This window comes from Synechococcus sp. N19 (assembly GCF_900474045.1).
Classification (GTDB): Bacteria; Cyanobacteriota; Cyanobacteriia; order PCC-6307; family Cyanobiaceae; genus Parasynechococcus.
Map to the genome: position 1 here is coordinate 226,708 of NZ_UCNR01000005.1, position 19,541 is coordinate 246,248.

The window sequence follows — 19,541 nt, forward strand, 5'->3', positions numbered from 1 at the left end:
CCGAGGAAACATGAGACGGGCCTAGGACAGGCTGGATTGAGCTGGACGGTAGCAGTCGAGACTCAGGTCGCCCAGGGGAATTCCAGCAAAACAGACACTTCCGCGATCGGCATGCCTCCGAAGCGGTGATAACTTCCAAATCCCATTTTGTTGCGATTGATGCGCGTCTCCCGCCTGCTGCTGGTGACGCTTCGGGATGTTCCCGCCGAAGCGGAGATCACCTCGCATCAGTTGCTTCTCAGGGCCGGGTATATCCGTCGCGTGGGATCAGGGATCTACGCCTACCTCCCCTTGATGTGGAGGGTGCTGCAAAAGATCACCGCCGTGGTGCGCGAGGAGATGAACCGCGCCGGCGCCCAAGAAACACTGCTGCCGCAGCTGCACCCTGCTGAGCTCTGGCAGAAGAGCGGGCGTTGGCAGGGCTACACCGCTGGCGAGGGGATCATGTTCCACCTCGAAGACCGCCAGGGCAGAGAACTGGGGCTTGGTCCTACCCATGAAGAGGTGATCACCAGCCTGGCAGGGGAGCTGCTGAGGTCATACCGGCAGCTCCCGGTGAACCTCTATCAAATCCAGACCAAATTTCGCGACGAGATCCGTCCCCGCTTTGGACTGATGCGAGGCCGCGAATTCATCATGAAGGACGCATACTCCTTCCATGCCAGCGAAGCGGATCTTCGCGAAACCTATGGCGCGATGGATCAGGCCTACCGCCGCATCTTTGAACGTTGTGGCCTGGATGCCGTCCCTGTCGATGCCGATAGCGGCGCGATCGGCGGCGCCGCCTCCCAGGAGTTCATGGTGACGGCGGATGCCGGGGAAGACCTTATCCTGATCAGCGATGACGGCCAATACGCCGCCAACCAAGAAAAGGCTGTTTCGATCCCATCCGCCGCATCTCCTCTTCCCGACGGCCCGGAGGAATCGATTCCAACCCCTGGCTTGGGCAGCATCGAAAGCCTCTGCGACGCCAAAGGCTGGGATCCGAGCCAGGTGGTGAAGGTGCTGCTGTTCGTGGCGACCCTGGACGATGAGACTCTCCAACCGCTGTTGGTGAGCCTCCGTGGTGACCAGGAGCTCAATCCCACCAAGGTCGTGAACGCGGTCAGCCGAACCCTCAACAAGGGTGTTCTTGATTGCCGCCCGATCACACCAGAGGACAACAACCGTCAGCAGATTGATCCGCTCCCCTTTGGATCGATCGGGCCCGACCTCTCCGATAACGTTCTGAAGGGAGCCAAGACCTGGGAGCCAACATTTCTGCGCCTGGCGGATGAAACCGCGAGCGAACTCGGCAGCTTCATCTGCGGTGCCAACACGACCGATCTGCACCGTTTCAACACCAGCTGGACCGCCATCGGTCAGAAGCCAACCAGCCTGGATCTGCGTAATGCACGAGCCGGCGACGTCTGCCAACACAATCCGGAATCACGCCTGACGGAAAAAAGAGGCATCGAAGTCGGCCACATTTTTCAGTTGGGCCGAAAATATTCTGAGGCCATGGAGAGCCGTTTCACTAACGAGAACGGCAAGACCGAACCGTTCTGGATGGGTTGCTACGGCATCGGCGTTTCGCGATTGGCGCAGGCTGCCGTCGAGCAGCATCACGATGACAGCGGCATCTGCTGGCCGACGGCCATCGCCCCCTTCGAGGCGATCGTGGTCGTGGCCAACATCCAGGACGAGACCCAGGCCCAGCTGGGGGAAGCGCTGTACTCGGAGCTTCAGAACGCTGGGGTGGATGTGCTGATCGACGACCGCAAGGAACGCGCCGGCGTCAAGTTCAAAGACGCAGATCTGATCGGCATCCCTTGGCGGATCGTGGTGGGACGCGACGCCAGCGAAGGCACCGTTGAACTGGTGTGCCGCAGCAGCCGCGGTGTGCAAAAGCTTCCCCACGCTGAGGCTATGACCTGCCTGATCAAGGCACTCCACCCCTAAAGTCGAAAGACACTGAAGGGTTTCATGCTCTCCGCACTGACACGCCTGCTTCGCCCCCTCAGCCGGGCCGCCGTAGCCCTTGGCCTCGGGTTGTGCCTCCTCCTGACGGCCTGCAGTGGGGACGCTGAAGCTCGTCTGAGCGGCGACTACGTGGAGGACACCGTGGCGGTCTCCCGCACTCTGCTGACGGTGATCGACCTGCCTCAGGACGATCCCACCCACGCCGAAGCTGAGGCCGATGCCCGGGCCCTGATCAACGACTACATGTCCCGTTATCGGCCCCAGCCCCGTGTGAACGGACTCAGCTCCTTCACCACGATGCAGACCGCGTTGAATTCGCTGGCTGGTCATTACGCCTCCTACGCCAATCGCCCACTGCCGGAAGCGCTGCATGACCGCATCGCCAAGGAACTCAACAAGGCTGAGAAATCAGTGGTCCGGGGCAGCTGAGCCCCCCGGAACCAGCTCGGTTTTGACGAGGCCACCCGAGATCTGAGATACTCGCGGATTGTGCAGATCTGCGGCTTCGGGCCGCCGTGTTCTTGGCCAACGTTGTCGTCATCGGAGCGCAGTGGGGTGACGAGGGAAAAGGAAAGATCACCGATCTCCTGAGCCGTTCCGCCGATGTGGTGGTTCGCTATCAGGGTGGTGTGAATGCAGGCCACACGATCGTTGTTGACGATCGTGTGCTCAAGCTGCACCTGATTCCCTCTGGAATCCTCTACCCCGACACGATCTGTCTGATCGGATCCGGCACGGTGGTGGATCCCAAGGTGATGCTCGGTGAGCTGGACATGCTCATCGCCAACGACATTGATATTTCAGGGCTTCGCCTGGCATCCACAGCCCACGTGACGATGCCCTACCACCGCCTGCTCGACCAGGCCATGGAGAAGCAGCGGGGAGCACGACGGATCGGAACCACAGGCCGTGGAATCGGCCCCACCTACGCCGACAAGTCGCAGCGCAGTGGCATCCGTGTGATCGACCTGCTGGACGAACAGCGGCTGAGGGATCGCCTTGAAGGCCCACTGCAGGAGAAGAATGAACTTCTTCAGACCATTTACGGCGTTGAACCCCTGAACGCCGAAGACGTCATCCAGGAATATCTGGAATACGGCAAGCGCCTCGCCCCCCACGTGGTGGAGTGCACTCAGACGATTCATCAGGCAGCGCGAGATCGCAAGAACATCCTGTTCGAAGGTGCCCAGGGCACGCTGCTGGACCTGGACCACGGCACCTACCCCTACGTCACATCCTCCAACCCCGTTTCCGGCGGGGCCTGCATCGGTGCAGGCGTGGGCCCAACCCTGATTGACCGCGTCATCGGCGTTGCCAAGGCCTACACCACCCGCGTGGGTGAAGGCCCCTTCCCCACTGAGCTGAGCGGAAGCCTGAATGACCAGCTCACGGAGCGGGGTGGCGAATTCGGTACCACCACGGGCCGCCAGAGGCGCTGTGGCTGGTTTGACGGCGTGATCGGTCGCTACGCCGTGCAGGTCAACGGCTTGGACTGTCTGGCCGTGACCAAGCTGGATGTGCTGGACGAACTGGACGAAATTCAGGTCTGCGTGGCCTATGAACTCAACGGCGAGCGAATCGAGCACTTCCCCAGCAGCGCCGATGACTTCGCCCAGTGCAAACCCATCTTCGAAACACTGCCTGGCTGGCAGTGCTCCACCGAGGAATGCCGCAGCCTTGAGGATCTCCCCAAGCCAGCCATGGATTACCTGCGCTTCCTCGCTGATCTGATGGAAGTGCCGATCGCCATTGTCTCCCTCGGGGCCAGCCGTGATCAGACCATCGTTGTCGAAGATCCGATCCATGGCCCCAAACGAGCCCTGTTGAGCGCCTGAGCCGCTGACGTTCATACTTCGGGGCTGCTTTCCACGCCCCGATGTCATCAGAGACCCGTTTCCCCAGCGACTGCAGTCTCGATGTCGTTGGCATCGGCAACGCCATCGTTGACGTTCTGGTGCAGACGGACGACGGTTTCATCGCTGAACACGGCCTCCAGAAAGGGGGCATGGCGCTGATCGATGAACAACAGGCCGAAGCTCTCTACAAGGCCAGTGGAACGGGCCTCGAGACCTCCGGTGGATCGGTCGCCAACACGATGGTGGGCATCGCGCAGCTCGGCGGACGCGCTGGTTTCATCGGCCGCGTCCGGGATGACCAGCTCGGCAGCATTTTCAGCCATGACATCAGGGCCGTTGGGGCACGCTTTGAGACCCCAGCAGCCACCAGTGGAGCCACAACGGCGCGCTGCCTGATTTACGTCACGCCCGATGCCGAGCGCACCATGTGCACCTTCCTGGGGGCGTCCACCCAACTGGAGCCCGAGGATCTCGACCTCTCCATGGTCAAACAGGCCAAGGTGCTTTACCTGGAGGGCTACCTCTGGGACAGTCCAGCCGCCAAACGGGCCTTCATCGCCGCAGCCGAAGCCTGCCGTGAAGCAGGCGGGAAGGTGGCTCTTTCTCTCTCAGACGGCTTCTGTGTGGATCGGCACAGAGCGAGTTTTCTCGAGCTGGTGAATGGCCACGTCGATGTGCTGTTCGCCAATGACGTTGAAATTCAGTCGCTCTACGAAACCGACGATTTCGACCAGGCCCTCGAGCGGGTGCGCGGCTGCTGCTCAGTGATTGCGATCACCCGTGGTGCCCAGGGGTCCGTCGTGCTGAGTGGAGACCAGCGCTGGGATATCGGCATCTTCGGCCTGGGAGATCTGGTGGACACCACAGGAGCAGGCGACCTCTATGCCGGGGGCTTTCTGCATGGCTTCACCCAGGGCGAGTCACTGGAGCACTGTGGTGAGCTCGGAGCCCTCTGCGCCGGCCAGATCGTGACCCAACTGGGGGCTCGCTCCCAGGTCTCCCTCAAGCAGCTGGCGGAGACGCATCTGAACTAAGCTCAGCGAAGGTCCAGGCCCCATAGGCCGGTGATGCCGTCACCGGCCAGCACAACCACTCGGGGGTGTCGTAGCTGTGCAGCTCGGAGACGGCCAAGCGCAGCGCGTCCACATGCTGAGCTGAGGTCTTCATCAGCAGCTGGACCTCATGGGACGCCTGCAGCGACCCCTCCCAGCGATAGAACGACTGAACGGGGTGGATGGACACACAGGCCACGAGATGGCGCTCCAGCAAGGCCTCTGCCAGCTGCTGGGCGCGCTCAGCGTTCGCTTCCGTGGTGAGGGCCAGCACGAGTCCACTCGCTTCAATCACGCTCAAGCCGGTCCATCAGGCTGCTGACATCCTCGACGCATTCCATCCCGTCGGGGGGGAAGGGACGCCGCAACAGCAGCAATCTCAGCCCCAGATCTGCGGTGAGTTGATGCCAGAGCTGTTCCGTCACACCACCGGACTGGCGGCAGAGCACCACGCCAATGCCCCAGCGACGGCAAAGAGACCGCTCAATCGCCCCCGGCACCTCCCCTTGCAGAGGGCGCACCACGGCCAGGTGATCCTGTGGCAGACCTGCCCGCAAGGCGGCGCGCAATCCATCGGGGGATGGAAGCGCACGGCCATAGGGGATGGCTCCGGCGCGGCACACAGCAGCAGTCAAGGCCGGAAGATGACGGCCTCCAATGGCCAGCAGCAGGCGTTGGCCTTGGAGCGGTTGGGCCGCCAATGCATCGGCATTAGCCAGGAGATAGGCCGCTCCCAGCGGTTCAAGGCGACGCTCATAACGCAGCAGCGGTTGGCCGAGATCTGCACAGGCCGTGACCAGGTCATGGCTGATTCGAGCCGCAAAGGGATGCGTGGCATCCACCACCCAACGGAAAGGGCCGGCCTGATGCAGAGCTGCCTTGATCCCACCAACGCCCTGCAGAGCACCCATTGAGATGCGCTCCACCGGCAATCCCGCGTAGGCCTTGGCTGCAGTTGCCGTCACCACACTCACGCTCACACGCCAATGGCGGCGGGAGAGCTCCTTCACCAAGCGCGGCCCATCACCGGTTCCAGCCAGCAGCAGGACACAACGCTGGTCATTCGCGGGGCCTTGCATCAGGATGTGCGCCGACACCAGCTCAAGCCATGAACCATTGCGTGCTCGAAGTGGAGGTGATCGACGCACCGACGGTTCGATACACCCAGGACAACCAGACTCCCATTGCGGAGATGGCCGTGCGCTTTGACCCCCTTCGCGAGGGTGATCCGCCAGGTGAATTGAAAGTGGTGGGCTGGGGCAACCTGGCCCAGGAGCTGCAGAACCGTGTGCAGACCGGGCAGCGGCTGCTGATCGAAGGCCGGCTGCGGATGAACACCATGCCCCGGGGCGATGGCATGAAGGAAAAACGGGCTGAATTCACCCTGGCTCGGCTTCATCCGATCGGCGCGGCAGCCACGGGTGCAGCTCCTTCCGGCAACCCCTCCGCCCCGGCCCCCAGCCGCCAGGCCCCCGCGGCTGCACCGACCAAGGTAGTAAAAGAGCCCGAACCGGCCAGCTGGAATGCAGCGCCCCTCGTGCCCGACACCGACGACATCCCCTTCTGAATCAGAGCACAATCGCGGGTCGTCGCCGCTTAACGGCCAGCTTCGTCCTGCAGCTCTGAGGCTCGGGTGATCAGTTGCCCGAGCTCCCGTTCAAGGGCGGCAAGATCAAGCCGCAGCTCGGGCCAGCGGCCCCCATCGATCTGCTGCAGCAACCAGCTGCGATCACGATCGAGCTGCTGGAGCAGATCATCGATGCCGGTCGACGATGAATCTGGCATCTGGCTCGGGGTAGTGGATCTCCATCCTGATGGCCTAGAGGTCAAAATGACGATCAAGCCAAGGCCTTCATGAAGGATTTCTTCTCCCCCGGCAGCCTCGTCACCATCGCCGGAGGCGTGCTGACCGTGGTCGGTGCCACCGCTTACGCCACCGGAAGCGCCAACCTCAGCCTGCCCACGATTTTCTACGGAATCCCGATCTTGTTGGGGGGGCTGGCTCTGAAATCGTCGGAGCTGCCACCCGCCATCCGGGTGACACCGGTCAAGACGTTTCAAAAGGAACGCGAAGCTGCAGCCCCAGAACTGGGCAAATTGCTCGGCGATGTGACGCGCTGGCGCTACGGCCAGAAGGCCCACCTGGAGTCATCGCTGGAAGCGCTCAAACTCTGGGATGAAGACACCCCACCGCAGTTGGAAGAGATCGAAGAGCTGCATTCCGACAGCGGCTATGGCCTGCGGATGCGATTCCTGCTGGGAGCCGTTCCCCTCGAACGCTGGCAGGAGCGACAGGATCGGCTGGGGCGTTTCTTCGCCAAGGGGATGCGAGCGGAACTCAAGGAACTGGATGAACAACGGCTGGACGTTGTTCTGCTTCCGGCAGGTGAGGCCTAAGCCATGGCCCAATCCACCCAGAACAACGATGACGCCCTCAGGGTGTCGGTGCTCAGCGAAGCCCTCCCCTACATCCAGCGCTTCGCAGGTCGGCGCATCGTGATCAAGTACGGCGGGGCCGCCATGGCCCATGCCGAGCTGCGGGCTGCCGTCTTCCGCGACCTGGCTCTACTGGCCTGCGTCGGCGTCCAACCTGTGGTGGTGCATGGCGGCGGGCCCGAAATCAACCAGTGGCTTCAGCGACTGGAAATCCCCGCCGAATTCCGCGACGGACTGCGCGTCACCGACGCCGACACCATGGACGTGGTGGAGATGGTGCTGGTGGGCCGCGTCAACAAGCAGATCGTGAATGGCCTCAATCAGCTCGGCACCCGTGCTGTTGGTCTGAGCGGAAGTGACGGAAGTCTTGTGGAGGCACGCCCCTGGGGGAATGGCAGCCATGGGCTGGTGGGGGATGTTGCCCGCGTTAATCCCGATGTGCTCGAACCGCTGCTGGAGAAGGGTTATGTGCCCGTCATTTCCAGCGTTGCCGCAACCCCCGATGACGGGCGAGCCCACAACATCAATGCCGACACGGTGGCGGGAGAGCTGGCGGCGGCCCTGGAAGCCGAAAAACTGATCCTGCTGACCGACACCCCCGGCATCCTTGAAGACCGGGATGACCCCGACTCGCTGATCCGCAAACTGCGTCTCTCAGAGGCGCGACAGCTGATCGAGGACGGCGTGGTCGCAGGGGGCATGACCCCTAAAACGGAATGTTGCATCCGCGCCCTGGCTCAGGGCGTGTCAGCCGCCCACATCATTGATGGCCGGGTTCCCCATGCCCTCCTGCTCGAAGTCTTCACCGACGCCGGCATCGGCACCATGGTGGTGGGACGCGGCTAGGGGTGAGCGAGCAGGACGCAGCACTGGACCTCTCTGAAGCGGAGGCAGCCCTGGAGCGCGGGGACTACGGCCAGGGCCTGGAGCTGCTTCTGCCCCTGGCGGAGCAACACCCGCTCAACAGCCCGGAGGGGCCGGGCCTTCGGCTCCTGATGATCACCGCCTGGATGGGCCTGGGGCAGGACGAGAAAGCCATCGCCACCTGCAAGCTGCTGAGTCGCTGCCGCGATCCCAAGTTGCGCCAGCAGGCCAAACAACTGCTCGGGGTTCTTGAAGCCCCAAGCCTGGATCGTCCGGAACGCTGGTCGATGCGCATGCCGCAACTGGAGCTGAATGGCTCCGGCAGCGGGCAGACCTCCACCATGCGGCGGCGGCGGTCGCGGCGTCCCGAACCCCCGCCACCACCACCGACGGGGCCGACGCGTTCACCGGCGGCGGGTTTCGCCGTGCTGGTGATGGCGGTTCTGCTGGGGATCACGCTGTTGCTGAGTGGTTGCGTCCGAATCGAGGCTGATCTCGACCTTCGCGGCCCGGATCGACTGGCCCTCACCTGGGACGTGCGGAGCACCCAGCAACGCCCGCTGCCCTGGCAGGAGCAATTCGAGCGAGACCTGCAACGGGAAGCGCCCGGGCTGAAGATCGAACAAACAGGCCCAGGACGCCAACAGATCAGCAGCCGTGTTGCCTCGTCGCACGAGCTGGCGCAACAGATGGCGGCCGTGGTTGCCGTGGCTGGTCGTGCGGCTGGAGTCTCACTCCCGCCACCGACGCTCAAGCTCGAAGAACGCAACTGGCTGCTGGGGGTGCAGCAGCACGTGCAGCTGATGGTGGACCTCAGCGATCTGCCCGAGATCCCCGGGCTCGACGTTCATCTGAGCCTGAACCACGGGCAGGTGGAGCGCACGGCTGTTACCGGCACCACCACCGAAGTCAGCTGGCAGGGCTGGCGCTGGAATCCGCTTGGCCTGGGGGGAGTGGTGATCCTGATGCTGCTGATCAGCAGCATGGTGCTGCAGGTGGTGCGTCGGAAGCTGGGCTTTGGCTTCCCTGAACTGCCCTCCTGATCAAAGCTGCTGCGGGTCGGGATCCACAGTGAGCGCCACACCCTTGGGCAAGCCATCCCAGAGGGCCTGTCCCGGAGGCAGCGGAAGCGGGGAGCCCGCCGGACCGTGCAGCAACAGCTGCCATCGGCTTCGGCCAGCAACCCGGGCCACAGGTGCCGGAGCAGGACCCAACAACCACCAATTCTGGAGCTGACAAATCGGCCGGATCCGCTCCGCCAGCACCGCTGCCGCCGTTGCTGTTTTGCTGGGGGAATCTCCAGACAGGCGCAGCAAACAGGCACGACTGAAGGGCACCAGACCCGCCTCCTTGCGGAGGGCCACCTCCTGGGAGAGGAACGCTTCATAGCGACCATCCACCAGGTGTTGAATCACCGGGTGCTCTGGGGTGTAGGTCTGCACCAACACCTGCCCCGATCGCTCACCTCGCCCGGCACGGCCCGCCAACTGCAACAGCAACTGCAGGGCCTGCTCTCCTGCGCGGAGATCGGGGCGGTGCAGAAGCCCATCCGCCGCGAGCACCGCCGCCAGGGTGACCCGCGGCAGATCCATGCCCTTGGCCAGCATCTGCGTACCGATCAAGACGTCGGCTTCTCCAGCAGCGAAACGGTCCAACAGGCGTCGATGGCCATCCCGCCCCCCCGTGGAATCGCGGTCAAAGCGGAGCAAACGAAGGCCTTCGAGCTCCTGAGAGAGCAGTTCCAACACCTTCTGCGTCCCGGCCCCAAACGGCTTGAAGGCCGTGGAACCACAGTGACTGCAACGGTTCTCCAGGTCTTCACGATGGTCACACCAGTGGCAACGCAGCCACTGACGCCCGGCCTTGCTGCGGTGAACGGTGAGCGCCACATCGCAGTGGGGGCACATCACCACCTCGCCGCAACTGCGACAGCTCAAAAAGGGGCTGTATCCCCGACGAGGCACCAAAACCACGGCCTGTTCGCCCTGCTCCGGCAGCGCCGCAAGACGATCCATCAAGGCGCGACTGACCAGACGCTTGTGTCCTTCGGCCAACTCATGGCGCATGTCGATCACATGCACAGGCGGTAGGGACTGCCGGGAAATCCGCTGGGTCAGGCGCACCAAGGTCAAGGCACCATCCGAGCCCGATTGAATCCAGCTCTCGAGCGACGGCGTGGCGCTGCCCAGCACAAGCCGTGCCTGTTGCATCACAACCCGGTCCAAAGCCAGGTCCCGGGCGTGATAGCAAGGCATGGGTGCGTCTTGCTTGTAAGAGCTGTCGTGCTCCTCATCCAGAACGACCAGCCCCAGAGGCTTCAACGGCACGAACACCGCGGAGCGGGTTCCCACAACCACCAACGGCTGTTCGGCAGCAAGACAGCGGCGCCAGGTTCGAACCCGTTCGGCGTCACCACAACCGCTGTGGTACTCCACAACGCGCGAGCCGAAGCGTTTGCGGCAACGGTCAACGAGTTGGGGAATCAATCCGATCTCGGGGGTGAGCAGCAGAACGTGCCGGCCCCGCTCCAGCTCCTGGGCAGCCAGCTGGAGGTACACCTCGGTCTTGCCGGAGCCGGTGATTCCCCAGAGCAGCAGCCCTCTCCCCGGAGACAGCTGTTGGTAGGCCTTCACCACGTCCTGCTGCTCAGCCGTCAAGGCCTGGGGAAGCTCCTGGGGGCCAGAACCAGCTGAAGAGCCCTTGTCCTCACAACGACGCTGCTCACGCACCAGGTAGCCCTGCTGGATCAGCGGCGGCAGCAATTGCGCCCCAAACCCACTGGCCACCAGGTCCCGTTGCCAAGCACCATCGCCCTGGCCCTCCAACCAAGCCAGAAGCTCCCGCTGGCGAGGGGTGGGTGGGTTCGCTGCATCAGGGGGGACCCGGGCCTGAATCCACCACATCTGACGCCCGCCGGCCAGGGAACGCTGGCCGGCCTGACCAATCCAGCCCGACGGCAAAGCCGCCTTCAAGGTGCGGAAGACACTGAGATGGCAACGGTCCGCCACCCGCTCCAGCCAGCTGTACCAATCCGAATCGACAGCAGCTCGCTGCAGGAGCGATTCCACCGGTTGCAGCTCCTGAGGATCCTGCTCAGCCCACTCCCGCTCCGACACCACCAGTCCATGCATGGCTCGACCCCGGAGGCGCACCCGCACCAGATCTCCCGGCATCAATCCCATGCTGGGATCTGCGGCGTAACTGAAGGAGCGTCCTTCCCGCCCAGCCTCCAGCCAGACCTCAACGCATCGCCGGGAATGCGACAGGACCTTGCAAACTTCGGAAGACTTCATTAACGTGAACAGGTTGGACAGTTTCTGCCAACCCTGCGCTCGATCCAGAGGGAAGACACAGAGTCTGAAGTCAAGGTCTTGTTCCTTGCCACTTTGACCGGTCTGAGACCACCCCGGACAGCACAGACACAATCAGTCCAAGCGTTTCGTCGACTCGCGGACACCACCATCAGCCCATGAACTCCGTCTCAGCGTCAGCTGTGCCGTTCTCTTTCGCTTGAACGGAAGTTCCAGGTTTCGGCCATTGCTGTTGGTGCGTTGCTGCCGCTGTTGCATCTCCCCTCTATCCGACTTCGACTAACACCATGACCCCTGCTGCCACCAAAGCTGCCAAGCCGGACATCGTTCTTCTGGCCAATGCTGACGGCAAGGTGAAGGAAGTTGCCAAGAGTTCCGACAAAGAGGCCAAGAAAACCCCTGCACGACGACGAACCAGCAAGGCGAGCGCCAAGGACCTGAGCGCCGCAGCCGACGAACTGCTCGCCGCTGCAGATCAAGCCAAGGCCTCGGGAACCACCAAAAAGGCTGCAGCGAAAACCACCAAGGCCAAAAGCACAACGAAAAAGGCCACCACAACCAAGAAGGCATCCACCGCCAAGAAGACCACAACTAAATCTTCAACAGCCAAGGCATCAACAGCCAAAGCAGCGGCAGCGAAGCCAACCGCCGAGGAGAAAGCCAAAACCGCAGCTGCTGAGAAGGAAGCCAAGGCCAAAGCCCTGGCCAGCATCAAGATCGGCCCCAAAGGTGTTTACACCGAAGACTCCATCCGGGTTTATCTGCAGGAAATCGGTCGGATCCGCCTGCTGCGTCCCGACGAGGAGATCGAACTGGCTCGCAAAATCGCCGATCTTCTCTACCTGGAGGAATTGGCCGCTCAATTTGAAAGCGACAACGGCCGGGAACCTGACAACAAAGAGTGGGCGGCCTTGGTGGAAATGCCGCTCATCCGCTTCCGCCGGCGCTTGATGCTGGGCCGACGGGCCAAGGAAAAGATGGTGCAATCCAACTTGCGCCTGGTGGTCTCGATTGCCAAGAAGTACATGAATCGGGGCCTGAGCTTCCAAGACCTGATTCAGGAAGGAAGCCTTGGCCTGATTCGTGCAGCCGAGAAGTTCGACCACGAAAAGGGCTACAAGTTCTCCACCTACGCCACCTGGTGGATTCGCCAGGCCATCACGCGCGCCATCGCCGACCAGAGCCGCACCATCCGCCTGCCGGTGCACCTCTACGAAACGATCTCCAGGATCAAGAAGACCACCAAGGTTCTCTCCCAGGAATTCGGCCGCAAGCCAACGGAAGAGGAAATCGCGGAATCGATGGAAATGACCATCGAAAAACTGCGCTTCATCGCCAAGAGCGCCCAGCTGCCGATCTCCCTGGAGACCCCCATCGGCAAGGAAGAGGATTCCCGCCTGGGTGATTTCATCGAAGCCGACATCGAGAATCCCGAGCAGGACGTTGCCAAGAACCTGCTTCGTGAAGACCTGGAAGGTGTGTTGGCCACCCTCAGCCCCCGCGAGCGCGATGTGCTGCGCCTGCGCTATGGCCTGGACGACGGGCGGATGAAGACCCTCGAGGAAATTGGTCAGATTTTTGATGTAACCCGTGAACGGATCCGTCAGATCGAAGCCAAGGCCCTGCGCAAATTGCGCCACCCCAACCGCAATGGGGTGCTCAAGGAATACATCAAGTAAGCCAGCACTGGGCCCGTGACCAAACGGTCACGGGAGTAATACATAAGTACATTCCCCCTAGCTGAATGGAGCAGAGGGCTCCTATAAGAGTGCTTGAGGGAATTGAGACGCCCTCCTCACACGGAAGAGATCAAACCCCAGTCATGGACTGGGGTTTTCCTTTAGTAAATAGAAAGAGACCGTGCGACAGGTTCACGGGTTTGCATCGAAGGTCTCCGTGAATTCCTGAAAAGCACGCTTCAGGCGCTCCACCGGAGTTTCCTCCAAAGGACACTCCTGGCGAGTTTCAAGTGCATAGGCCTGGAGCAGGCGAGCATCCGGTTCGAGCACGGAAGCAACCGCCCCCTTGAACAGCACCAGATTGTGCTGCGACGTCAGCCCCTCCAGATAAGGCTGAAGCAGCCAACTGGGCTGAGCATCGTGTGAGGCATCTGCGGCTGAACGCACCAGACGGGGCCGCAGCAGTTGATACGCGTGATCTCCATCGCGATCGGTGGTGTGGCGCAGCCGCGCCATCAGCACATCGCCACTGCACAACAGGATCAGACGGATGGAACCCTCAGCCACCAGGGGGAGCATGGGCTCCTGGTCTTGCGAGTCGGGGGCAACAGAGCCAATCGCTCCGGCCTGACGAACGCCATTGACGACAGGTCCGGGCATGACTGCGATGCAATGCCTGCAAATGTTAAGCGTTCTTCATAAAGAGATCTTCCCTTTCGAAGCTTCACAACCTCGTGAAGGCGAACCAAAGAATCCAAGGCCAAAAGCGTAGGCTGGGCGGCTGATTCGCCCTTTCCATGGCCCTCACCGAACTGCGCATCGCCTCACGACGCAGCCAGCTGGCCATGGTGCAAACCAACTGGGTGAAAGCGGAACTGGAGAAGGCCCATCCCGGCCTGAAGATCACGGTGGAAGCCATGGCCACCCAGGGCGACAAGATCCTGGACGTCGCCCTGGCGAAGATCGGCGACAAAGGCCTGTTCACCAAGGAACTGGAAGCACAGATGCTGGTGGACCGTGCGGACATCGCCGTCCACTCGCTGAAAGACCTGCCCACCAACCTTCCTGAGGGGCTGATGCTCGGCTGCATCACCGAACGGGAAGACCCGGCCGATGCCCTGGTGGTGAATGCCAAGAACCAGGCGTACAAACTCGACACCCTTCCCGAAGGCTCTGTGGTGGGCACGAGTTCCCTGCGCCGTCTGGCTCAGCTGCGTCACCACTACCCCCACCTGATCTTCAAGGATGTTCGGGGGAACGTGATCACCCGGCTGGAGAAATTGGATAGCGGCGATTACGACTGCCTGATCCTGGCTGCGGCAGGCCTTGGCCGGCTTGGCTTCGGCGATCGGATCCACCAGCTGATCCCCGGCGACATCTCTCTGCACGCCGTTGGTCAGGGCGCCCTGGGGATTGAATGCGTGGAGGGCAAGCCCGAAGTGCTTGAGGCGATCAAAGTGCTGGAGCACACCCCCACCTCCCAGCGCTGCCTGGCCGAACGCGCTTTCCTGCGGGAACTGGAAGGTGGCTGCCAGGTGCCCATCGGCGTGAACACCCGCTTCGAAGGTGATCAACTCATCCTCACCGGGATGGTGGCCAGCCTTGATGGCAAACGCCTGATCCGCGACCAGGCCAGTGGCGCAGCAAGCGACGCCGAAGCCATCGGCATCGCTCTGGCTAACACCCTCAAAGGTCAGGGTGCTGGCGAGATCCTCAAAGAGATCTTCGACACCGTCCGCCCGGAAGCCTGATCAACTGCGAATTTCCAGACGCGTTCCCACATCCACAGCATCAAACAGCTGCCGGATGTGGCTGTTGAGCATGCGCACGCAGCCCAGACTGACGGCAGCGCGAATCTGAACCCAGTGCGGCCACGCCGTTCCATGGATCCCAAACTCGCCGCGGCCATTGCGGTGAAAAGCCATGTAGCGATCACCAATCGGGCTGCTGGGTCCGCGAAGCTCCCGCCGCTGAACCGACTCATGGGTCACATAGATCGGATTGACCTTCTTGTTGAGGATGGCGAATTCCCCTTTTGGGGTGGGGGTTTTGGGATCTCCGATCGCCACAGGCCAGGCCCCAAGCTGCTGCTCGCCCCGCATGAGGGTGATCTGTCGCTTGCTGAGGTCAAGCACGATGCGCGACGCATGAGCGGGTTGCCGCAAGGCCAGCTCAACAGGTTCAGCAGCAAGGCATGGAGCAACAGACCCAGCCAACAGCGCCGGCATCAATAACCACTTCATGAGACGTGCAAGACCCACTGGTCTCAACGTATTCATTGCTGCGAGAAAAAACAGCAGCAGCAGTCTTGGAGCTGAACTCTTCTGAATCTCTTTGGTCTCATGGTCGAGATCAAAGAGCCGACCTCGTCCTCCTTCAGCTCTGTTGTCTCACGAGAGGTGTCCATCCCAATCGAAGGATCTTCGATGCTGCTGAGCCGGACGCTGAGCCATGAAAAAGGCGGGGGAGTGTCCCCCGCCTGATCAGCAGTCGATCGCCGACGCGTTCAGTCGACCAACTTGGGATCAATCTCAGCCATGTAGCGAGCCTCGCAGCTCTTGATGATCTCAACGGCCTTTTCAGTGCCGAAGAAACCGTTCACCGAGCAGGTGCCAGGCTTCTTCAGATCCTTGTAGTGCTCCCAGTAGTAGGTGGTCTCTTTCTTCCAGTGCTCACCGAGATCTTCCCAGCTCTTGATGTGATCCATGCGCTTGTCGTCGGCAAGCACAGCGATCACCTTGTCGTCGACTTCACCACCGTCGTCGAAGGTCATCACGCCGATGATGCGGGCTTCCACAATCGAACCGGGAATCAGGGGCTCGGTGACACCAACGATTTCGATGTCGAGGGGATCGCCATCTTCATCCCAGGTGCGGGGGATGCATCCGTAGGCAAAGGGGTAAGCCAGCGAGGAGTAACCAACGCGGTCCAGCTTGAGATGGCCGGTTTCGGTGATCAGCTCGTACTTGTTGATCGTGTTGGAGTTGAGCTCCACGATCGTGTTGAGACGAAGTTCGGCTTCATCAGCGAAGGCCGGCAGCACGTGCAGCAGGTTGGGCATGCTGCGGCTGGGTGCCTGATCGAGGTTGGCCATAAACGGCGATGGACAGCGCGGCGCATCCTACGGGCCGCCTCAGCCCATCGAGTTGCACGCGGCTAGGGGGCCAGTTGCAGCCGATCAAGCTTGTTCTCCAGATAGTCGAGGAAGGCATCGGTGCTCAGTGGCCGACCGGTGACCCTTTCCACCAGTTGATCAGCATTCACACTGCGTCCGAGCGGGTGAACGTGCTCACGGAGCCAAGCCAGCAAAGGCGTGACATCGCCGCGCTCCACATGCTCCTCCGGAGACCCGATGGCCTCCGCCATCGCTTCGCTCAACTGTGCACTGATCAAGTGCCCCAACAGATACGAGGGGAAATAGCCAAACAGGCCTTCACTCCAGTGCACATCTTGAAGGCATCCCTCGGCATCGTTCATCGGCCGCACCCCCAGGAGTTCCTGATAGCGCCGGTTCCATTCGTCTGGGAGATCGTTCACCGCCAAACCCTGCTCCAGCAGAGCAATCTCGAGATCCGTGCGGATCAGGATGTGCAAGCCATAGCTGAGTTCATCAGCCTCCACCCGGTTCAAACCAGGCGCCATCGGATTCATCGCCTGCCACATGTCTTGGGTTCCGCTGAAGGGAGCCCCCACCTGCGCAAAACGCTTCCACCACTGCTCTGCGAACGGACGGCTCCGGGCAACACGGTTCTCCCAGAACAGCGACTGACTTTCATGCACCGCCATCGAGGTGGCCTGTCCCAGAGGCCAGGCGAACCATTGGTGGCTCTGGTCCGGCAACCCCTGTTCATAGAGGGAATGGCCCCATTCATGGGCCGTAGCCAGGAAGCACGACAAGGGCTGGCCAGGCACCACACGCGTGGTGATGCGGTAATCCGCCGGTCCCAACGTGATCGAGAAGGGGTGAGGCGAACGTGCCATGCAGGTGATGGCGGGATTGCGGCCCCAGGCACCGAGCAGCTCATCACAGAGATCTTGCTGGCTGGACTCTTCGAGATCCCAGTCCGCTGATCGTGGGCGTGGCCGGGTGGATGCCTGAGCAACCAATTGCGGCAACCGTTGTCGTAACGGAGCAAACAAGGCCTCGAGACGCTCCAAACGCAGATCCGGTTCGAAGGGTTGCGCCAGGGTCTCCCAACAGGAGCGCGGCTCATCCAGCTGTTTGGCCTGCTCCTGACGCAAATCAATCAGGGTCTGAAGCGCCGGTGCGAAGAGGCTGAAATCAGAGGCCGATCGAGCCTGCTGCCACCGGTTGTAACCCTCGGCCTTAGCCTTGGCCAAGGCGGCGACGAGAGCTGGATCGAGGGACTGCTGCCGCTGCAGGTCCTGTTCCAGCAGATCCAGATTGCGGCCCTGCTCAGGGCATCGCTCAGCGGAATTCCAATGCTGACGCGCTGCGGCCAGCAGTTCCGCATAGGCCGCAGAGCTCTGACGAGCATGAAGCTGGGTCGCCAGCAGCGTGAGCTGCTCACCTCGCCAGGACGCCCCGGCAGAAGGCATGCGGGTGTTCTGGTCCCAATACAGGGTGCTCTGAACCGAGCCGAGCAGCTGCGTCTCTCTCAGATGGGCGCCCAGCTGCCCCCAAGCCGTTGCGGCAGAAGCCATCTCGCCCCCTTTTCCATCACCCTAACGACACCTGGTGTGGCATCGAAGCAGCGATGCAGGCCATGGTGAAGCGGTTCAGACGTTCTGGACCCATGCGCCGATTGATGCTGCAGCTGGCCCTGGGGATCGCCCTGCCCATGGCTCTCTGGCCGCTCAAGCTGATCTACCGACAACCGCAGACCGTTCCATAGGAACGGGTCAGTTCAGCTCACAGCGGCCTTGGCACAGGGTCTCAAGGTCGGCGCGCCCTGTGATCTGAAGCCGCCGGGCGGCCCAAATCCCATAGACCCAATCGACCACGCTGCCGATCAAAGGCCAGCGGGTCGGTGCGTAAAGCCACCCCAGACCAATAAGGCGATACGCCTCACGGAAGACGGCCACATCCCGCAGCACCTCCCCGGAGCCTGTGATGGCATGAATACGGCCCATGGCCACCCGGTAACTGATGCCGGCATGGGCCGCTGCGTCGTAATCAGAGGCATCAATGTCGACAAAAGCCAGCCGGGCCTGACGGTCACGCTGCTGCAGAAAGCGAACTTCGCGCACACACAACGGACAACCTCCGTCAAACAGCAGGGTCAAATCGGGGGCAGATGGGCTGGCCATGGACTCAGACGGTGCTGCAGCACGCAAAGTAAGGAAAGAACGCTGGAGAGCGGTGGGCGTGCAGCAGATCCTGCATCAGATGACAGTGGCAACCCCGGGAAGAGGATTCACCCGACTGGACGGGCGGATAAACACCTGGATCCGCAGCACGGGTCTGGACCAGGGCGTTCTGCATCTCACCTGCCTGCACACCAGCGCCAGCCTCACCATCAACGAGAACGCCGATCCACGGGTGCTGAAGGACCTGGATGCATGGATGGCCGATGCCATTCCAGAACACCGCCGTTATCTCCATGACGACGAAGGAGCTGATGACATGCCGGCCCACATCCGAACCGCGCTCACCAGCCAAACCCTGAACCTGAGCGTCAGCAGGGGGCAACTGCTGCTGGGCACCTGGCAAGCCGTTTACCTCTGGGAGCACCGCAGCGCTGCTCACACCAGAACGATCGCCTGCCACTTATTCGGTGAATCCTCCAGCCGCCCCACCCCTGAAAGCACCACGCAGACCACTTCAGCCACGCCGAAAACCCTGTTGAGCCTGCGCAATGGCGAACGGATCAATCAAGCCATTCAGGCCCGACACAACCCGAACGCCTGGGAAACCGACGACGGCATCGATACCGACACCGATCTGATGATTGATCGATTGCATGACCTGAGCGACTGACAACCGGCTCCAGCCAGGATGGAGGGGTGATTCAGGGCTTCCATGCCAGTTGAACCTCTCGATGCCGCCCAGAAGTCGGCACTCAGCACAACCCTGCCCAATTGGGTTGTGAACGGAGACAGGCTGCACCGCGATCTGCAGTTCAACAGCTTCGTGGAGGCCTTTGGATTCATGGCACAGGTGGCCTTGCTGGCCGAATCCAAAAATCACCATCCGAACTGGAGCAACGTCTACAACCGCGTTTCAATCGACCTGACCACCCATGATCTCGGCGGCCTCAGCAGCATGGATGTGGAGCTGGCCAGCGCCATTGACGCTCTGCTGCCAGCATGAGTCGAGTGGGTCCTTGCGCATGACCACCGCACCAGCAAGTCCCGGCGTCCCGGTCACCATTCTCAGCGGCTTCCTCGGAGCGGGGAAAACGACGCTGCTGAATCACA

At 61.8% G+C, this 19,541-nt stretch carries 22 protein-coding genes; 13 read left to right on the forward strand and 9 right to left on the reverse strand.

The window, feature by feature from the left end:
* Nucleotides 1-159 precede the first annotated feature (159 nt).
* The 4 genes from DXY02_RS03165 to DXY02_RS03180 all read left to right on the forward strand — a co-directional run bounded on the left by DXY02_RS03165 (nucleotide 160) and on the right by DXY02_RS03180 (nucleotide 4,852).
* Nucleotides 160-1,941: a proline--tRNA ligase gene (locus DXY02_RS03165; protein WP_114987969.1), complete on the forward strand. Its 1,782-nt coding sequence runs from the start codon at nucleotides 160-162 to the stop codon at nucleotides 1,939-1,941.
* A 24-nt stretch (nucleotides 1,942-1,965) separates the two neighbouring features.
* The gene (psb27, locus tag DXY02_RS03170; RefSeq protein WP_011363694.1) at nucleotides 1,966-2,391 is read left to right on the forward strand and encodes a photosystem II protein Psb27; all 426 of its coding nucleotides are present in this window, start codon (nucleotides 1,966-1,968) and stop codon (nucleotides 2,389-2,391) included.
* Between the two features lie 86 nt (nucleotides 2,392-2,477).
* Nucleotides 2,478-3,797 carry an adenylosuccinate synthase gene (locus DXY02_RS03175; protein WP_170951458.1) on the forward strand — a complete coding sequence of 440 codons (1,320 nt, stop codon included), beginning with the start codon at nucleotides 2,478-2,480 and terminating at the stop codon, nucleotides 3,795-3,797.
* 41 nt (nucleotides 3,798-3,838) lie between these two features.
* Nucleotides 3,839-4,852, forward strand: a complete 1,014-nt coding sequence (locus DXY02_RS03180) for an adenosine kinase (RefSeq protein WP_114987970.1) — start codon at nucleotides 3,839-3,841, stop codon at nucleotides 4,850-4,852.
* On the opposite strand, the gene cutA is transcribed toward DXY02_RS03180, so the two are convergent.
* Nucleotides 4,821-5,165, reverse strand: coding sequence for a divalent-cation tolerance protein CutA (gene cutA, locus DXY02_RS03185; RefSeq protein ID WP_114987971.1), 345 nt, complete (start codon nucleotides 5,163-5,165; stop codon nucleotides 4,821-4,823). The genes DXY02_RS03180 and cutA overlap by 32 nt on opposite strands.
* On the reverse strand, nucleotides 5,158-5,949 hold the full coding sequence (locus DXY02_RS03190) for a precorrin-6A/cobalt-precorrin-6A reductase (protein WP_114987972.1): 792 nt from the start codon (nucleotides 5,947-5,949) through the stop codon (nucleotides 5,158-5,160). The genes cutA and DXY02_RS03190 overlap by 8 nt, the downstream gene beginning before the upstream one ends.
* Before the next feature lie 29 nt (nucleotides 5,950-5,978).
* Between DXY02_RS03190 and DXY02_RS03195 the strand changes: the two genes are divergently transcribed.
* On the forward strand, nucleotides 5,979-6,437 hold the full coding sequence (locus DXY02_RS03195) for a single-stranded DNA-binding protein (RefSeq protein WP_114987973.1): 459 nt from the start codon (nucleotides 5,979-5,981) through the stop codon (nucleotides 6,435-6,437).
* A 29-nt stretch (nucleotides 6,438-6,466) separates the two neighbouring features.
* On the opposite strand, the gene DXY02_RS03200 is transcribed toward DXY02_RS03195, so the two are convergent.
* Nucleotides 6,467-6,655 (reverse strand): hypothetical protein, encoded by a 189-nt coding sequence (locus DXY02_RS03200; protein WP_114987974.1) that lies wholly within the window; start codon nucleotides 6,653-6,655, stop codon nucleotides 6,467-6,469.
* 69 nt (nucleotides 6,656-6,724) lie between these two features.
* On the opposite strand from DXY02_RS03200, the gene DXY02_RS03205 reads away from it, so the two are divergent.
* From DXY02_RS03205 to DXY02_RS03215, 3 genes are read left to right on the forward strand one after another with little or no spacing between them, the layout of a single operon-like run.
* Nucleotides 6,725-7,267, forward strand: coding sequence for a DUF2854 domain-containing protein (locus DXY02_RS03205; protein ID WP_114987975.1), 543 nt, complete (start codon nucleotides 6,725-6,727; stop codon nucleotides 7,265-7,267).
* A 3-nt stretch (nucleotides 7,268-7,270) separates the two neighbouring features.
* Nucleotides 7,271-8,152, forward strand: a complete 882-nt coding sequence (gene argB, locus DXY02_RS03210; protein WP_114987976.1) for an acetylglutamate kinase — start codon at nucleotides 7,271-7,273, stop codon at nucleotides 8,150-8,152.
* A 2-nt stretch (nucleotides 8,153-8,154) separates the two neighbouring features.
* Nucleotides 8,155-9,213 carry a DUF3153 domain-containing protein gene (locus DXY02_RS03215; RefSeq protein WP_114987977.1) on the forward strand — a complete coding sequence of 353 codons (1,059 nt, stop codon included), beginning with the start codon at nucleotides 8,155-8,157 and terminating at the stop codon, nucleotides 9,211-9,213.
* On the opposite strand, the gene priA is transcribed toward DXY02_RS03215, so the two are convergent.
* Nucleotides 9,214-11,463 (reverse strand): primosomal protein N', encoded by a 2,250-nt coding sequence (gene priA / locus DXY02_RS03220; protein ID WP_114987978.1) that lies wholly within the window; start codon nucleotides 11,461-11,463, stop codon nucleotides 9,214-9,216. It lies immediately after the preceding gene.
* 305 nt (nucleotides 11,464-11,768) lie between these two features.
* Between priA and rpoD the strand changes: the two genes are divergently transcribed.
* Nucleotides 11,769-13,160 (forward strand): RNA polymerase sigma factor RpoD, encoded by a 1,392-nt coding sequence (gene rpoD / locus DXY02_RS03225; RefSeq protein ID WP_114987979.1) that lies wholly within the window; start codon nucleotides 11,769-11,771, stop codon nucleotides 13,158-13,160.
* A 192-nt stretch (nucleotides 13,161-13,352) separates the two neighbouring features.
* On the opposite strand, the gene DXY02_RS03230 is transcribed toward rpoD, so the two are convergent.
* On the reverse strand, nucleotides 13,353-13,820 hold the full coding sequence (locus DXY02_RS03230; RefSeq protein WP_114987980.1) for a hypothetical protein: 468 nt from the start codon (nucleotides 13,818-13,820) through the stop codon (nucleotides 13,353-13,355).
* A gap of 137 nt (nucleotides 13,821-13,957) precedes the next feature.
* On the opposite strand from DXY02_RS03230, the gene hemC reads away from it, so the two are divergent.
* Nucleotides 13,958-14,911 (forward strand): hydroxymethylbilane synthase, encoded by a 954-nt coding sequence (gene hemC / locus DXY02_RS03235; RefSeq protein WP_114987981.1) that lies wholly within the window; start codon nucleotides 13,958-13,960, stop codon nucleotides 14,909-14,911.
* On the opposite strand, the gene DXY02_RS03240 is transcribed toward hemC, so the two are convergent.
* The 4 genes from DXY02_RS03240 to DXY02_RS03255 all read right to left on the reverse strand — a co-directional run bounded on the left by DXY02_RS03240 (nucleotide 14,912) and on the right by DXY02_RS03255 (nucleotide 18,431).
* Nucleotides 14,912-15,376 (reverse strand): L,D-transpeptidase, encoded by a 465-nt coding sequence (locus DXY02_RS03240; RefSeq protein WP_244276129.1) that lies wholly within the window; start codon nucleotides 15,374-15,376, stop codon nucleotides 14,912-14,914.
* Between the two features lie 290 nt (nucleotides 15,377-15,666).
* The gene (locus DXY02_RS03245; RefSeq protein ID WP_114987983.1) at nucleotides 15,667-16,254 is read right to left on the reverse strand and encodes an inorganic diphosphatase; all 588 of its coding nucleotides are present in this window, start codon (nucleotides 16,252-16,254) and stop codon (nucleotides 15,667-15,669) included.
* 62 nt (nucleotides 16,255-16,316) lie between these two features.
* Entirely contained in the window at nucleotides 16,317-17,825 is a 1,509-nt protein-coding gene (locus DXY02_RS03250) for a carboxypeptidase M32 (protein ID WP_114987984.1), read from the reverse strand.
* A 198-nt stretch (nucleotides 17,826-18,023) separates the two neighbouring features.
* Nucleotides 18,024-18,431, reverse strand: a complete 408-nt coding sequence (locus DXY02_RS03255) for a thiol-disulfide oxidoreductase DCC family protein (RefSeq protein WP_114987985.1) — start codon at nucleotides 18,429-18,431, stop codon at nucleotides 18,024-18,026.
* Between DXY02_RS03255 and DXY02_RS03260 the strand changes: the two genes are divergently transcribed.
* The 3 genes from DXY02_RS03260 to DXY02_RS03270 form a co-directional block, all read left to right on the forward strand.
* Entirely contained in the window at nucleotides 18,430-19,101 is a 672-nt protein-coding gene (locus DXY02_RS03260) for a secondary thiamine-phosphate synthase enzyme YjbQ (protein ID WP_371639894.1), read from the forward strand. The genes DXY02_RS03255 and DXY02_RS03260 overlap by 2 nt on opposite strands.
* A gap of 42 nt (nucleotides 19,102-19,143) precedes the next feature.
* Nucleotides 19,144-19,434 (forward strand): 4a-hydroxytetrahydrobiopterin dehydratase, encoded by a 291-nt coding sequence (locus DXY02_RS03265; RefSeq protein WP_114987987.1) that lies wholly within the window; start codon nucleotides 19,144-19,146, stop codon nucleotides 19,432-19,434.
* A gap of 19 nt (nucleotides 19,435-19,453) precedes the next feature.
* A partial coding sequence (locus DXY02_RS03270; protein WP_136975398.1) for a GTP-binding protein occupies nucleotides 19,454-19,541 on the forward strand: 88 nt, incomplete at its 3' end.